At 65.3% G+C, this 15,174-nt stretch carries 12 protein-coding genes; 10 read left to right on the top strand and 2 right to left on the bottom strand.

Annotation, left to right across the window (positions count from 1 at the left end):
- Positions 1–81 precede the first annotated feature (81 nt).
- From D579_RS0105750 to D579_RS0105770, 5 genes are all read left to right on the top strand, one after another.
- Positions 82–1,170, top strand: coding sequence for an IS630 family transposase (locus D579_RS0105750; RefSeq protein ID WP_012981522.1), 1,089 nt, complete (start codon positions 82–84; stop codon positions 1,168–1,170).
- 17 nt (positions 1,171–1,187) lie between these two features.
- Positions 1,188–2,699, top strand: coding sequence for a DUF1538 domain-containing protein (locus tag D579_RS0105755; RefSeq protein WP_018951369.1), 1,512 nt, complete (start codon positions 1,188–1,190; stop codon positions 2,697–2,699).
- Positions 2,700–2,702: 3 nt separating this feature from the next.
- On the top strand, positions 2,703–3,050 hold the full coding sequence (locus tag D579_RS0105760; protein WP_018145799.1) for a hypothetical protein: 348 nt from the start codon (positions 2,703–2,705) through the stop codon (positions 3,048–3,050).
- A gap of 11 nt (positions 3,051–3,061) precedes the next feature.
- On the top strand, positions 3,062–3,454 hold the full coding sequence (locus D579_RS0105765) for a CBS domain-containing protein (RefSeq protein ID WP_018145798.1): 393 nt from the start codon (positions 3,062–3,064) through the stop codon (positions 3,452–3,454).
- 84 nt (positions 3,455–3,538) lie between these two features.
- Positions 3,539–4,813, top strand: a complete 1,275-nt coding sequence (locus D579_RS0105770; RefSeq protein WP_018951370.1) for a diguanylate cyclase — start codon at positions 3,539–3,541, stop codon at positions 4,811–4,813.
- 109 nt (positions 4,814–4,922) lie between these two features.
- On the opposite strand, the gene D579_RS0105775 is transcribed toward D579_RS0105770, so the two are convergent.
- Positions 4,923–5,684, bottom strand: a complete 762-nt coding sequence (locus D579_RS0105775) for a class I SAM-dependent methyltransferase (protein ID WP_018169659.1) — start codon at positions 5,682–5,684, stop codon at positions 4,923–4,925.
- A gap of 183 nt (positions 5,685–5,867) precedes the next feature.
- Between D579_RS0105775 and D579_RS0105780 the strand changes: the two genes are divergently transcribed.
- The 5 genes from D579_RS0105780 to D579_RS0105800 all read left to right on the top strand — a co-directional run bounded on the left by D579_RS0105780 (position 5,868) and on the right by D579_RS0105800 (position 11,823).
- Positions 5,868–7,211 carry a phosphomannomutase/phosphoglucomutase gene (locus tag D579_RS0105780; protein WP_018951371.1) on the top strand — a complete coding sequence of 448 codons (1,344 nt, stop codon included), beginning with the start codon at positions 5,868–5,870 and terminating at the stop codon, positions 7,209–7,211.
- A 5-nt stretch (positions 7,212–7,216) separates the two neighbouring features.
- Positions 7,217–8,647, top strand: coding sequence for a mannose-1-phosphate guanylyltransferase/mannose-6-phosphate isomerase (locus D579_RS0105785; protein ID WP_026289449.1), 1,431 nt, complete (start codon positions 7,217–7,219; stop codon positions 8,645–8,647).
- An 86-nt stretch (positions 8,648–8,733) separates the two neighbouring features.
- On the top strand, positions 8,734–9,819 hold the full coding sequence (gmd, locus tag D579_RS0105790; protein WP_018951373.1) for a GDP-mannose 4,6-dehydratase: 1,086 nt from the start codon (positions 8,734–8,736) through the stop codon (positions 9,817–9,819).
- A complete protein-coding gene (locus D579_RS0105795; protein WP_018951374.1) occupies positions 9,812–10,777 on the top strand; it encodes a GDP-L-fucose synthase in 966 nt (321 codons plus the stop codon). The genes gmd and D579_RS0105795 overlap by 8 nt, the downstream gene beginning before the upstream one ends.
- Positions 10,774–11,823 carry a glycosyltransferase family 10 domain-containing protein gene (locus D579_RS0105800; protein ID WP_018951375.1) on the top strand — a complete coding sequence of 350 codons (1,050 nt, stop codon included), beginning with the start codon at positions 10,774–10,776 and terminating at the stop codon, positions 11,821–11,823. The genes D579_RS0105795 and D579_RS0105800 overlap by 4 nt, the downstream gene beginning before the upstream one ends.
- A 17-nt stretch (positions 11,824–11,840) precedes the next feature.
- Here the strand turns inward: D579_RS0105800 and D579_RS0105805 are convergent, their stop codons facing one another.
- A complete protein-coding gene (locus D579_RS0105805; protein WP_018951376.1) occupies positions 11,841–14,999 on the bottom strand; it encodes an error-prone DNA polymerase in 3,159 nt (1,052 codons plus the stop codon).
- Positions 15,000–15,174 lie beyond the last annotated feature (175 nt).

Consider the following 15,174-nt stretch of genomic DNA (forward strand, 5'->3'; position numbering starts at 1 on the left):
CTAGTGTCCTTTAACAAAAGTTCATCGACTCCGTGACTGTCCCCCTGTATCCTGATAACAGGCACTCGGGAGGCGACCGGAATGGGACGACCGATCAAGACGTTGACGATCAGTGAAGCCGAACGCGACGAGCTCGAGAGCTGGCTGCGGCGGCGCCAGATGCCCGCGGCGGAACAACAGCGCGCGCGCATGATTCTGCTGAGCACGCGAGGCCTGAAGGCTTCGGAGATTGGCGCGCGGGTTGGCGTCTCGGCGGAGACGGTGAGCAAGTGGCGCAAGCGCTTCGAGCAGGCACGCATCGGAGGGCTCACGGATGCCCCGAGAAGCGGACGTCCCCGTACGATCGATGACGACAAGGTGACCGAAGTCATCAACAAGACGCTGCAGTCGAAGCCGGATAACGCGACGCACTGGTCGACCACGCTGATGGCCAAGGAGACCGGGCTCAATGCGATGGCCATCAGCCGGATTTGGCGGGCCTTCGGTCTCAAGCCGCATCGGCTCGAGACCTTCAAGTTGTCCACGGATCCGCACTTCGTGGCCAAGGTGCACGATATCGTGGGCCTGTACATGCACCCACCGGACCGCGCCCTGGTGCTGTGCGTCGACGAAAAGAGCCAGATCCAGGCCCTGAACCGGTCCCAGCCGGCGTTGCCGTTGTCGTTCGGCCATCCCGAGACCCGCACCCATGACTACCTGCGCCATGGCACGACCACCCTGTTCGCGGCACTGGATGTGGCCACCGGCGAGGTCATCGGCAAACTCCATAGAAGGCATCGCGCCAAGGAGTTCCTGGCGTTTCTCAACGAGATCGATCGCCAGGTCCCCGACGATCTCGACGTCCACCTCATCCTGGACAACTACGGCACCCACAAGACCGAAAAGGTTCGGGCCTGGTTCGCTGCACGACCGCGCTACCACGTGCACTTCACGCCGACCTCGGCGTCCTGGATCAACCTGGTCGAACGCTTCTTCGCGCTCATCTCGCAGCGCTGGATCAAGCGTCAATCGCATCGCAGTACTCGCGAACTCGAAGACTCCATCCGCGAATACCTGAAGACGTACAACGATGAGCCTCGACCGTTCATCTGGCGCAAAACAGCCGATCAAATTATCGCGTCGATCGCCCGTCTAACCGATCGCCTCGATAAAAATACGAACTTTTGTTAAAGGACACTAGGGAGCGCATGAATTTTCTCCACACCCTGGGTCATGCGGCACGCAACCTCGCTCCGATCGTGATCGTGGTGGCGGTGTTCCAGGCGCTGGTGCTGCGCTCGGTGCCGGATGGCCTGCTGTCGATGGTGGTGGGCCTGGCCATCGTGGTGTTCGGCGTGGCCTTGTTCCTGCAGGGCCTGGAGATGGGGATCTTCCCCATCGGCAAGAACCTGTCCAACGCACTGGCGCGGCGTGGATCGTTGCTGTTGCTGATGGCCTTCGGCTTTACGCTCGGGTTTGCGACGGTGATCGCGGAGCCGGCCCTGATCGCGGTGGCGGAGCAGGCGGAGGTGATCAGCGAGGGCCGTATCGAGGGCATGGTGCTGCGGCTGATTGTCGCGCTTTCGGTAGGGGCCGTGGTGGCGCTGGGGATCCTGCGTACGGTGCTCGGACATCCGCTGCACTGGTACATCCTGACCGGCTATGTGCTGGTGGTGCTGGTGACCTTCTTCGCCCCCGAGGAGATCGTGGGCTTGGCTTACGACTCGGGCGGGGTGACCACGAACATCGTGACGGTGCCGCTCGTGGCGGCACTGGGCCTGGGGCTGGCGGCCTCCATAAGCGGGCGTAACCCGCTGCGCGACGGCTTCGGGTTGGTGGCGCTGGCGGTGATGGTGCCGATGATCACGGTGCAGATCTACGGGATCATCGTGTTTACAGGAGCGGAGATCGCGGCTCCAACCGGCGCCGAGACAGCGGCCATGGATCCGGGAACCGATCTGCCAGGCGCAGGCGAGCGGCACTGGCTGTCCGCGATGGGCATGGACCTGTTGCTGATGCTGCGTGACGTGGCACCGATCATCGCGGTGATCGTGGTGTTCCAGTATTTCGTGCTGCGCAAGCGCATCCCGTATCTGCCGCGGGTGATGTTCGGTTTCGTGTTGGTGGTGCTGGGGCTTTATGCCTTCGTGGTGGGGCTGAAGCTGGGCCTGTTCCCGATCGGCGAGAGCATGGCCGAGCAGTTGATTACCAACGAACTGTTCGTGTGGGTCTATTTGTTCGCCTTTTCCATCGGGTTCGCGACCACCATGGCGGAACCGGCGCTGATCGCGATTGGCCAGAAGGCCGAGGAGGCCGCTCGCGGTTCGTTGCGCGGCAATGTAATCCGCATCCTGGTGGCGCTGGGCGTGGCCATTGGCATCACCATCGGAGTGCACCGCATTCTGGCGGGGGACTCCATCCACCACTACATCATGGGCGGCTACCTGCTGGTGATCGTGCTCACGATCCTGGCGCCCAAGCAGATCGTGGCACTGGCCTTCGATCTTGGCGGGGTGACCACCTCCGAGGTGACTGTGCCCCTGGTGACGGCTCTGGGGATCGGCCTGGCGACGCACCTGGAGGATCGCAACGTACTGATCGACGGCTTCGGTCTGATCGCGTTCGCGTCGATATTTCCCATCGTCACGGTGATGCTCTACGCGATCGCCGTGGACCTTTACGAACGCTGGTCCGCTCGCGACGAGCGGCAGGAGGAGTGAGCAATGCGATTTTCTGCACTGGTGGCCGTCCTCTCGGATGATCTGGAGGAACAGGCGATTGCCACGGCCAAGGAAGCGGGCGCTGGTGGCGTAACCATCATGGATGCGCGCGGGATTGGCGCCGAGGCCCGCAGGACGTTTCTCGGCATGACCTACGAGGGCAGTCAGTCGGTCCTCTTGTGGGTGCTGGAGAAGAAGGTGGCCCTGGACGTGCTCAAGTGCATCTCGAGGGAGCTGGACCTGGCCAATGACCCGCGGGGAGTGGCCTTTACGGTGGATGTGGCCCATCTCGCCGGTATCGGGCGCAAGCAGATCGAGCAGTTCCAGGAACAGGTCAAGGAAGAACTCTGACGGAGAGCAACATGCTGGTAAGCGAAATTCTAAGACCCAATGTCGTCACGGTGTCTCCCCTGGCACCGCTGCGCGAGGCGATGCAGCTGATGCGCAAGCATGGCGTCAAGTCGCTGGTGGTGGAGAAGCAGCACGCCCACGATGCCTACGGCATCATCACCTATACGACCATCCTCAAGACGATCGTGGCGGAAGAGGGCGATATCGACCTCTCGAATGTCTATGATGTCTGCACGAAACCGGTGATCACGGTGCCCGCCGAGATGGATGTGAAGTACGTCGCGCGGCTCATGGTGAGCCAGGGGATCCGGCGGCTGGTGGTGCTGAAGGGCAACGAGCTGGAAGGGATCGTGACGACCAGCGACATTGTCGGTTCGATCCTCGAGATGGCGGACATGGACTGAACCGCGCCGCCCCAAGCGGGTCGGATTTCAGTGACCTCGCGCATGACCCCGTGTCGTGCGTTCATTTTTTGCAGAAGGCCCGATATGGCGTCCGTGTCGATCATCGAGGGGTTCGAGAAACTCCGACTGCTGGATGCCGCTATCGAGCAATCGTACAACTCGGTCGTCATTACCGACGCCGATCTGGACGGCGGTCCGCGGATCGTTTACGTCAATGCCGGTTTCGAGCGCATGACCGGGTATTCGCGGGAAGAAGCCCTGGGGAAAACCCCGCGTATCCTGCAGGGTCCGGCAACCTCGCGCGCCGTTCTGGACAGGTTGCGCGGGGCCCTCGTCAGTGGCGAGTATTTCGAGGGCGAAACGGTCAACTACCGCAAGGATGGCTCCTCGTACGAGGTTCGCTGGCACATCTCGCCCATATATGCCAGCGATAACGACCGTGACATCACCCACTTTGTCTCGGTGCAAAAGGACATTACCGAGGAGCGGCGGCGGGATGACGAGCTGCGGCTATTGTCGACGGCGCTTGAGGTGTCGGTGGACCCCGTGCTGATCACCGATCCCGAAGGCACGATCACCTATGTGAACGCGGCCTTCGAGGAGCAGACCGGATACAGCCGGAATGAAGCGGTAGGCAAGAATCCGCGGTTCCTTCAGTCCGGTCAGCAGGAGCCCGGGTTCTATCGCGAGATGTGGGATACGCTCGCGCGCGGCGAAGCCTTTCGTGGCGAGTTCGTGAACCGCCGCCGCGACGGCACCCTGATGAACATGGAGCAGAGCATCAGTCCGGTGACCGATGCCCATGGCCGGGTGACGCACTACGTGTCGATCAGCAAGGATGTGACCGATCGAGTGCGCATGGAGGACGAGATCCGGCGTCTGGCGCATACCGACTGGCTGACGGGGCTGGCCAACCGCCTGAGCCTGGGCAACACGCTGGAGGCGGAGATGGAGCGCAGCCGCCGCTACGGACGGCCCCTTTCCCTGATCATGTTCGATATCGACCATTTCAAGGACTTCAACGACGACTACGGCCACGAGACCGGAGATGACGTCCTCAAGCGGCTGGCCGATACGGTGCAGGGCGCGCTGCGCGAGGCGGATGCCCTGGGGCGCTGGGGCGGGGAGGAGTTCATGGTCGTCGTGCCAGAGACCCCTGGCGCGGGCGCCGAGGCCATGGCCGAAAAGCTGCGCAAGGCCGTCGCGGCCATGGAAACGGCGTGCCCGGTGTCGGTTACGGCCAGTTTCGGGGTGACCGAGATGCGCCAGGGCGATACCCCCAAGACCTTCGCCCGCCGCGTGGACGAGGCGATGTATCAGGCCAAGGAGGCGGGGCGCAACCGCGTCGTCTTGCTCTGAGGCCGTGGTTCCGGTAGTGCGGCGGCGGCCCTAACGAAAACGGGCCGACCCCAAAAGGGCCGGCCCGTCCTGTCGGGGATGCCATGCCCCGAGATTGGCAGCGTCCGGACTACGCGCGGCGGCGCAGCACCCAGATCTCCAGCAGGGCCCAGTCTTCGCCCGGATAGTTCTCCTGCTCCAGCGGCGACAGGCGGCGATGGCGGCTGGCGGTGCTGCCGACGAATTCCAGGTGTTCCAGCAGCAGGCGCTTGGTCGCGTCGGCCTTTTCCAGGGCGAAGGGGTTCAGGAAGTTGACCAGCATGTAGCCCTCGCGCGGGGTCTCGGCGAAGGAGCGGATCAGCTTCTCGATTGCCGGCGGGTCCAGATAGACCAGCGATGCGGTGGAGATCACGATGTCCGCGTCGGCCATGGCCTTTTCGATCGCGGCCTGGGTCTCCGGTGCGGGCTGGTTCAGGTCGGCCTCGAAGGTTTCGTCGAACAGCCCGGCGCTCTTGCCATAGGCCAGCGCGTTGCCCGAGATATCGATGCCGGTGGTCTTCATCGGCAGACGGCGCGGGGCGGCGACGGTCTTGCAGGCCTGCTCGTCGGCCCAGTTGGCGCGGATCGCCTCAACATCCATATTGTGGATGGCGGCCATGGTGGTGTTGCCAAAACAGCAGCACAGATCTACGTAGTTCAGGGTCTTGCCGGTGGCGGCCTGCTGCTCGGCCCAGGGAAGGATCAGCCGGTCGAAGGTTTGCCGGTTGAAGTCGTCGGAGATGTAGTCGAGCGCGTCGATGATGCGCTCCTTGAACGGCACCGGGGTCTCGGCGACGTAGATATCGTCGAAATGCTGTTTCTTCTCCTCGGTCTTCACTTGCGGCTCACTCATCGGCTTTTCCTCGTTGTATAAACCCACCATGCTCGGGGGTATGCGTGTAGAGCGTCAAGTAACGGCACTCACGCCAGTGATGCTGGCATGGCCTCGCGGAGCCCTTTGGCTATGTATCATGAAGGTGTACGCAACGGATTTCTGTCCGGTGCGGGAAGCGAATGATGCCGGTAAGGGGCGTGCATGAAGATCGACTGTTTCAAGGCCTACGACATACGTGGCCGGGTGCCGGACCAGCTCAATCCGGATGTGGTGCGGGCGATCGGGCGCGCCTTCGCCGAGGAGATCCGGCCGGGACGCACAGTCGTCGGGCACGATATCCGCCTTTCCAGCCCGGAACTGGCGCGGGCGCTCACCGAAGGGCTTACGGCGGGCGGGAGTGATGTTGCCGATATAGGCATGTGTGGCACAGAGGAGGTGTATTTCGCCACCGCGCACTATGGGGCCGGTGGCGGGATCATGGTGACGGCCAGCCACAATCCGCTGGACTATAACGGGCTGAAACTGGTACGCAGCGATGCGCGCCCGATCAGCGGGGATTCCGGGCTGCAGGCGATTCGCGCTCGCGCCGAGCGCGGTGACTTCCGGCCCATGCCCCACGGGCAGGTCCGGCACCTGGATCATCGGGCGGACTACATCTCCCGGTTGCTGGCTTCGGTCGACCGCGAAACCTTGCCGAAACTCAAGGTGGTCGTGAACCCCGGAAACGGGGGGGCGGGGCCGGTGCTGGAGGCCCTGGAGCCGCATCTCCCGTTCGAGCTGATCCGCGTCAACTTCGAACCGGATGGGCGTTTCCCCAATGGCATTCCCAATCCATTGCTGCCGGAAAACCGCGCGGCCACCGCGGAGGCGGTGCGCAAGCACGGCGCCGATCTGGGCGTGGCCTGGGACGGCGACTTTGATCGCTGCTTCCTGTTCGACGCCCAGGGCAACTTCATCGAGGGGTATTACATCGTGGGCCTGCTGGCCGAGGCCTGCCTGGAGGGGCACGCCGGGGAGTGCATCGTCCATGATCCGCGCCTGACCTGGAACACCATTGAGATGGTGTGTGCCGCGGGGGGCGAACCCATCCAGTCCAAGACCGGACACGCCTTCATGAAGGAGCGGCTGCGCCACGAGGATGGAATCTACGGGGGCGAGATGAGTGCTCACCACTACTTCCGGGACTTCTACTACTGCGATACCGGGATGTTGCCCTGGTTGCGGGTGGCCGAGCTCATGGGCCGACGCGGCCAGGCATTGGGCGAGATGGTGGCCGAGCGCATGGCGCGCTTCCCCTGCAGCGGCGAGCTGAATTTCGAGGTCGAGGACGCCGCCGCCGCCACCGATCGGGTGATGCAGGCCTACGCGTCGGAAGCCGTGGGGCTGGATCATACGGACGGCGTCAGCCTGGAATTCGCGGACTGGCGCTTCAACCTGCGCAGTTCCAATACCGAGCCGCTGTTGCGGTTGAATGTGGAGACCCGCGCCGATCCGGCCCTGCTGGAACGCCGCGTGGACGAGATTTCACGCCTGATACGGGGGTAAGGCCGATGGAACCTACGCAAAGCCGGACGGAACTGCAGCCGGTGATACTGGCCGGCGGATCGGGGACTCGGCTGTGGCCGGTATCGCGCAGTCACTACCCCAAGCAGTTCCTGCCCCTGACCGGGGAGCAGACGTTGCTGCAGCAGACGGTCGAGCGGCTCGACGGTCTGGGCGCGTCGGCGCCCCTGGTGCTGGCCAACGTCGAGCATCGCTTCCTGGCGGCCGAACAGTTGCGGGCGGCAGGTGTGGAGCATGCCCGCATCGTGCTGGAGCCGGAGGGGCGCAATACCGCCCCGGCGATCGCCCTGGCCGCATTGCAGGCGCAGGCGGAAGGGCGCGACCCGTTGTTGCTGATCTTGGCGGCGGACCACCACATCGGTGATCCCGAGGCCTTCCAGGCCGCCGTGGCGCGAGCCATGACGCTGGCGGAGGCGGGCCACCTGGTGACCTTCGGGATCGTGCCTACCGCTGCGGAGACCGGTTATGGCTACATCCAGCAGGGTGAGTCCCTGGGGGAGGCCGGGGCGCGAGTGGCGCGTTTCGTCGAGAAGCCGGATGCCGCCACCGCGCGCGAGTACGTCGACAGTGGCGATTACCTCTGGAACAGCGGCATGTTCGTGTTCCGCGCCTCGCTGTACATGCAGGAGTTGCAGCGTTTCGAACCGGGCATCGTCGAGGCTTGTCGCGCTGCGCTGGAGGGCGCCCGCGAGGACCTCGACTTCCTGCGGGTGGACCCGGAGGCCTTCGCCGCGGCCCCGAACATCTCGGTGGATTACGCGGTGATGGAGCGCACCGAGCACGCCGCCGTCACACCGCTGGCCGCCGGTTGGAGCGACATCGGCTCGTGGTCCGCTCTGGCGGGCGTGCGTGGGGTGGATGAGCAGGGCAACACCCTGCGCGGGGACTGCCTGCTGGAAGATAGCGAAGGCTGCGTGGTGGATGCCGACGGCCTGCTGGTCGCCGGCATTGGCCTGCGCAACCTGGCCGTGGTCGCCACCCGTGACGCCGTACTGGTTGCCGACCGCGACCGCGTCCAGGACGTCAAACTCATCGTTGAGCGCCTGAAAGCCGACAACCGCAGCGAGCACGTCGATCACACAGCGGTTTATCGTCCCTGGGGGTGCTACGAATCCATCGATACCGGGGCGCGCTATCAGGTCAAGCGCATCACCGTGAACCCCGGTGCGCGTCTTTCCCTGCAGATGCACCATCATCGGGCCGAACATTGGGTAGTAGTCAGCGGCACCGCGCGGGTGACCAATGGCGAGCAGAACTACCTGGTCACCGAGAACGAATCGACTTTCATCCCGATTGGCCAGGTTCACTGCCTGGAGAACCCCGGCGCGCTCCCGCTGGAACTGATCGAGGTGCAATCCGGCAGCTACCTCGGCGAGGATGACATTGTCCGCCTGGAGGACGTCTACGGCCGCGCGTGACCGGGCATCGGGTGGTTCCGGGAATGCTATGATCCGCCCTTTTGGGCGGCGCGCGGACGGGGCGTGGCCTGCGAGCAGGAGTTGGCATGGCCAAAGTGGCATTGATCACCGGGATTACCGGGCAGGACGGGGCCTACCTGGCCGAGTTTTTGCTGGACAAGGGCTACGAGGTGCACGGCATCAAGCGCCGCTCCTCTCTGTTTAATACCGATCGTATCGACCACCTGTATCAGGATCCGCACGAGAGTGATCGCCGGTTCATCCTGCATCACGGGGATCTGACTGATTCGACCTGCCTGATCCGCATCATTCAGCAGGTGCAGCCGGACGAGATCTACAATCTCGCCGCGCAGTCGCATGTCGCGGTCTCGTTTGAGGAGCCGGAGTACACCGCCAACTCCGATGCCCTGGGCACGCTCCGCGTGCTGGAGGCGATCCGCATCCTCGGTATGGAGCAGACCACGCGCTTCTATCAGGCCAGCACCTCGGAGCTCTACGGGAAGGTTCAGGCCACCCCGCAGGACGAGACCACCCCGTTCTATCCACGCAGCCCGTATGCGGTGGCCAAGCTGTATGCCTACTGGATCGTGGTGAATTACCGCGAGGCCTACGGGATGTATGCCTGCAACGGCATCCTGTTCAACCACGAATCGCCGGTGCGCGGCGAGACCTTCGTCACCCGCAAGATTACGCGCGCCCTGGCCCGCATCAAGCTGGGGCTGCAGGAACGGCTCTATCTGGGGAACCTGGATGCCAAACGGGACTGGGGGCATGCCCGTGACTACGTCGAGATGCAGTGGCTGATGCTGCAGCAGGAAACCCCGGACGACTACGTGATCGCCACCGGCGAACAGCACAGCGTGCGCGACTTCGTGGACGCCGCGGCGCGCGAGCTGGGCATGAGTATCGAATGGCGCGGCGAGGGCGTGGACGAACAGGGATTCGACGAAAAGGGCCGCTGCATCGTGTCGGTGGACCCGCGCTATTTTCGTCCCACCGAGGTTGAGACCTTGTTGGGGGATGCCAGCAAGGCCAAGCGTGAGCTGGGCTGGGAACCGCGCATTCGCTTTGGCGAACTGGTGGCCGAGATGGTGCGCGAGGACCTCAGGAGCGCCGAGCGGGACGAGCTGGTGCGCGACCACGGCTACCGGACCCTGAGCCGCCATGAGTAATTCGCAACGCGTCTTCGTCGCCGGACACCGCGGGATGGTGGGCAGCGCGATCTGTCGCCAGCTCGAGGACTGGCCGGGTGTGGAACTGCTGACCCGCAGCCATGCGGAGCTGGACCTGACCGATCAGGCGGCAGTCGAGGCCTTCATGCGCGTGGAGCGCCCGGATCAGGTCTACCTCGCGGCGGCGAAGGTCGGGGGCATCCATGCCAACAACACCTATCCGGCCGAGTTCATCCGCGACAACCTCGCGATCCAGACGAACGTGATCCATGGCGCGCACATCGCGGGCGTGCGGCGGCTGCTCTTTCTCGGGTCCAGCTGCATCTATCCGCGCGAGGCGCCGCAGCCGATCCCCGAGGAGGCCCTGCTGACCGGGCCGCTGGAGCCGACCAACGAGCCCTACGCGATTGCCAAGATCGCCGGCATCAAGCTGTGCGAGAGCTACAACCGGCAGTACGGAACGGATTACCGCTCGGTGATGCCGACCAACCTCTACGGCCCGGGTGACAACTATCACCCGGAGAACAGCCACGTGATTCCCGGGCTGATCCGGCGCTTTCACGAGGCGAAGCGGGCCGGAGCCGGGCATGTGACCGTCTGGGGGAGTGGCACCCCGCGCCGGGAGTTCCTCCACGTGGATGACATGGCGGCGGCCTGTGTGCACGTGATGAACCTCGATCACGTGACCTACGCAGAACACACGGAACCGATGCTGAGCCATATCAACGTCGGCACCGGCGAGGATCTTGCGATCGCCGACCTGGCGCGGTTGGTGGCGCGGGTGGTCGGCTTTGCCGGCGAACTGCGTTTTGACACCTCGCGCCCGGACGGGACGCCGCGCAAGCTGCTGGATGTCTCGCGACTCGCGGCGCTGGGATGGAAGGCCCGAATCGAACTTGAAGAGGGGCTCTCCGGGGCCTATGCCGAGTTCTTGGAACGCGGCGGAGATCGGCCGTGACCGAGCCCACCTCGCGTCCGATTCGGGTCAAGTTTCTCTCGACCATGCGCGAGGGTATCTGGCGCCATCAGTTGCCGGACGGCGAGGGGCGCTGGGGGCGCTGCGAGTTCGTTTTCGACCCCGCGGTAACGGACTACGACTGGCTGGTGGTCTACGACGAATTTCCTTCCAACACCGGGCGCAACCGGCACTACAGCGAACAGCTGACCTGTGGGGCCGAGCGCACGCTCCTGGTAACCATGGAGCCGCCGTCCATCAAGTCCTACGGCCGGCGTTTTACCCGGCAGTTCGGGCGCGTGCTGACCTCGCACCCGGAATGGGCTCTCAAGCACCGGCGGCGCATCCATTCCCAGCAGGGGATGCTCTGGTACTACGGTTTCGGCAGTCAGGGCGAGCGGGCGTACAACGATATGCACGCGAAGCCGCCGCTGGAGAAGACCCGCGAGATCGCCACCATGTGTTCGGCGAAACGCCAGCGCCACACCTTGCACCGGCGGCGCTATGACTTCACCTGGGCGCTGAAGTCCGAGTTGCCGGAACTGGAGATCTTTGGCAAGGGGGTGCAGCCGCTGGATGACAAGGCCGAGTGCCTGGACGCGTACCGGTACCATCTGGCGGTGGAGAATTACGTGGGTGCGCACCACTGGACCGAGAAGCTGGCGGACGCCTTTCTCGGCGCGACGCTCCCGTTTTACTACGGTGCGCCCAATGCGGCGGACTATTTTCCGCCGGAAAGCTTCATCGCGATTGATATCGAAGACGTGGAGGGGACGGCACAACGCATTCGCCGCGCCATCCGCGACAACGAGTATGAACAGCGCCTGCCACACATCCTCGAGGCCCGGCGCCGGGTACTGGAGGAGTACAACCAGTTCGCCGTGGTCTCGCGGATTATTGAAGCCGCACACGACACCGAGCCGGCTGGTCCCACGGGGCAGTGGATCCATTCTCGTCGCGCCCTGCGGCGCCGCGATCCGCTGGCCGCTCTGGAAGGAGCCTGGGAGAAGGTCAGCCAGCGCGTTGGCCACCTCGCCGGACGTACCTGAACTGGCCGCTTTGCGGTTCAGCCGAAGTCGCGGGAGTGGGTGGCGAGTTCGCCGAGCCAGGTGCTGCGGTCGATCAGGCGCTGCACGATCAGGTGGCCGACGCCCTCGCTGTACTGCCACTCGCCGTGGGCTTCCAGCAGGCGGCTGTGCAGGACCTCGGCGCGAAAGCGCTCCACCCGATCCGGCCAGACGATCAGGTTGAGCGTACCGGTCTCGTCTTCCAGGGTCAGGAATACCGTGCCGTTGGCCGAGCCGGGGCGCTGGCGGGTGATCACCAGTCCGGCGTAGCGGGCGCCACTGTGGCCGGGTTGTTCGAGTAGCCTGGAGGCGGTGGCCAGGCGGTGCTGTTCCAGGGACGGGCGCATCAGTGCCAGCGGGTGCGGGCCCAGGCTCAGCCCGGTAGTGGCGTAGTCCTGCACCAGGTCGTCCACGGCATCCGGGCGGGGCAGCAACGGGGTCACGTCGGCCTCGCGTACGGTCTCGCCCGGTCCTTCGGCGAACAGTGGCAGGGGTTCCTCCACCGCCTCGGTCGCCCAGCGCGCCTGGTGGCGATTGCCGGCCAGGCCCTTCAGCGCGTCGGCGCGGGCCAGGCGATTGGCCTGGGCGCGGGTGAGGGCGGCGCGGGCCACCAGGTCCGGCACGTCCGCGAAGGCCCGTTCAACGCGGGCGGTGACCACGCGCTCGGCGACGTCGCGCGCCAGCCCGCCGACGCGGTTGAGGCCCAGGCGCAGGGCCAGCGCGTCGCTCCCGGCCAGCGGTTCCACCGAGCACTCCCAGTCGCTACAACGCACGTCCACCGGGCGGACCTCCACGCCGTGGCGGCGGGCGTCGGCGACGATCTGCGCCGGGGCGTAGAAGCCCATCGGCTGGCTGTTCAGCAGGGCGCAGGCGAAGATCGCGGGCTCGTGGCACTTGAGCCAGGACGAGACATAGGTGATCAGCGCAAAGCTGGCCGAGTGCGACTCGGGGAAGCCGTATTCGCCAAAACCGAGGATCTGCTTGTACAGCTGCTCGGCGAATTTCTCCGGATAGCCGCGTTCGCGCATGCCGTCCATCAGGCGTTCGCGGTAGCGCGCGAGCTGGCCGGTGCGGCGCCAGGCGCCGATCGCGCGGCGCAGCCCGTCCGCCTCGCCGGCAGAGAAGCCGGCCGCGACCATCGCCAGCTCGATGACTTGCTCCTGGAAGATCGGCACGCCCAGGGTGCGCCCGAGAACGCGTTTCACCTCGCTATTTGGGTAGCGCACCCGTTCCGGGTGGGCCCGGCGCTTGAGATACGGGTGCACCATCTCGCCCTGGATCGGGCCGGGGCGCACGATGGCGATCTCGATGACCAGGTCGTAGAAATTTGCCGGTTTCAGCCGCGGCAGCATGCTCATCTGGGCGCGCGACTCGATCTGGAACACGCCCAGGGTGTCGGCCTTCTGCAGCATGCGGTAGACCCCTGGGTCCTCGGCGGGGATGTCGGCCAGGCCCCAGTCGCGGCCCCGGTGGCGCGCCATGAGTTCCAGTGCGCGGCGTACGCAGGAGAGCATCCCCAGCGCCAGCACGTCGATCTTCAACAGCCCCACGGCGTCGAGGTCGTCCTTGTCCCACTGGATCACCGAACGTTCCGGCATGGCCGCGTTCTCGATGGGCACCAGTTCGTCCAGCCGGCCTTCGGCGATCACGAAGCCGCCGGTGTGCTGCGACAGGTGGCGCGGGAAGCCGAGCAGCTCGGCGGTCAGGGTCTGCCACTGCCGGGCCAGGGCGCCATCCGGGTCCAGTCCGACCTCGCGCAGGCGCTCGGCGGGGATGCCGTCATCCCACCAGGCGAGGTTGGCGGTCAGTGCGTCCAGCCGTGCGCGCGAGATGCCCAGCGCCCGGCCGACGTCGCGCAGGGCGCTGCGACGGCGATAGCGGATCACCGTGCAGGCCAGTGCAGCGCGCTCGCGGCCGTAGCGCTGGTAGATGTACTGGATGACCTCTTCGCGGCGCTCGTGTTCGAAGTCGACATCGATATCCGGCGGCTCGCCGCGCTCGGCGGAGATGAAGCGCTCGAACAGCATGCTGGAGCGCGAGGGATCGACTGCGGTGATGCCGAGGGCATAACACACGGCCGAATTGGCGGCCGAGCCGCGCCCCTGGCACAGGATCCCGCGGCCACGGGCAAAGCACACGATGTCGTAGACGGTCAGGAAGTACGGCTCGTAGCCCAGCTCGCGGATGATGCCCAGTTCGCGTTCGATCTGTTCCTGCACGTTCGGCGGGATGCCGTCGGGCCAGCGCTTGAGCGCGCCCTTGAGGGTCTCCTCGCGCAGGTAGGCGGACGGGGTCATGGTCTTCGGCAACGGGTCGGTGGGGTAGCGGTAGGTGACCGCGTCCAGCGAGAAGTCGCAGTCCCGCGCGATGGTCACACTGGCCTCAAGCCAGGCGGCGGGATACAGCGTGGCCAGCTCGGCCCGCGGGCGCAGGCAGCGTTCCCCATTGGGGAAGCGTTCATGCGCCGCCTCCGCGACCGTCGAACGCAGGCGCAGGGCAGTAAGCACGTCCTGCAGGGCGCGCCGGCCGCGCCGGTGCATGTGCACGTCGCCGCAGGCGACGAGCGGGAGTCCAGTGGCGGTTCCCAGCGCCCGGGCGCGGGCCGTCAGGGTGGCATCTTCGGGGGTACGCAACTGGCTCACGGCCAGGTGGCCCTGACCTAGGGCGGCCCATCCGGACAGCCAGTGGGCCGCTTCGGCGAGCGACGCCCCTGGGCTGTCGGCCTCGACCCGCAGCAGGCTGTGCCAGCCGGCGCGGCTCTCGGCGGGCAGGGCATCCAGGTCGGCGCGCGTCAGGTGGTAGTGTCCCTTGTTCGCCGCGCCGCGGGCCCGAGTGACCAATCGACACAGGGCGGCGTATCCCGTGGGATTGCGCACCAGAAGCGTCAGGGTGGGGCCATCGGCCAGCCGGAAGGTCGCCCCCAGGATCAGGTGTAACCCACATTCCTTTGCTGCCGAGTGTGCTCGTACTGCACCCGCCAGCGAGGCGATATCGGTCAGCGCCAGCGCGCGATAGCCCAGTTCCTGCGCCCTTTCGACCAGTTCCTCCGGGTGCGAAGCCCCGCGCAGGAACGAGAAGTTGCTGAGCGTCGTCAGTTCGGCATAGGCCGGGGGGGCGACAGGATGCTTGCGGGTGGGGGTATGGGCTTCGATCTCCATATACTGTCGATATATACAGTATTTGGAGATCGCCCCACAATGACCGCAGGGATCGCCAACCCATTACGCTTGAACGTGGTGCCGGGATTCCAGGCCTCTGACGAACCGCTCCCCAGTTTGTTGTAATCGTCTGTGTACACTGAGCGAAGATCCTCATGTATTCGCTGCGTGCCTG

Source organism: Thioalkalivibrio sp. AKL12 (assembly GCF_000377925.1).
GTDB classification, from domain to species: domain Bacteria; phylum Pseudomonadota; class Gammaproteobacteria; order Ectothiorhodospirales; family Ectothiorhodospiraceae; genus Thioalkalivibrio; species Thioalkalivibrio versutus.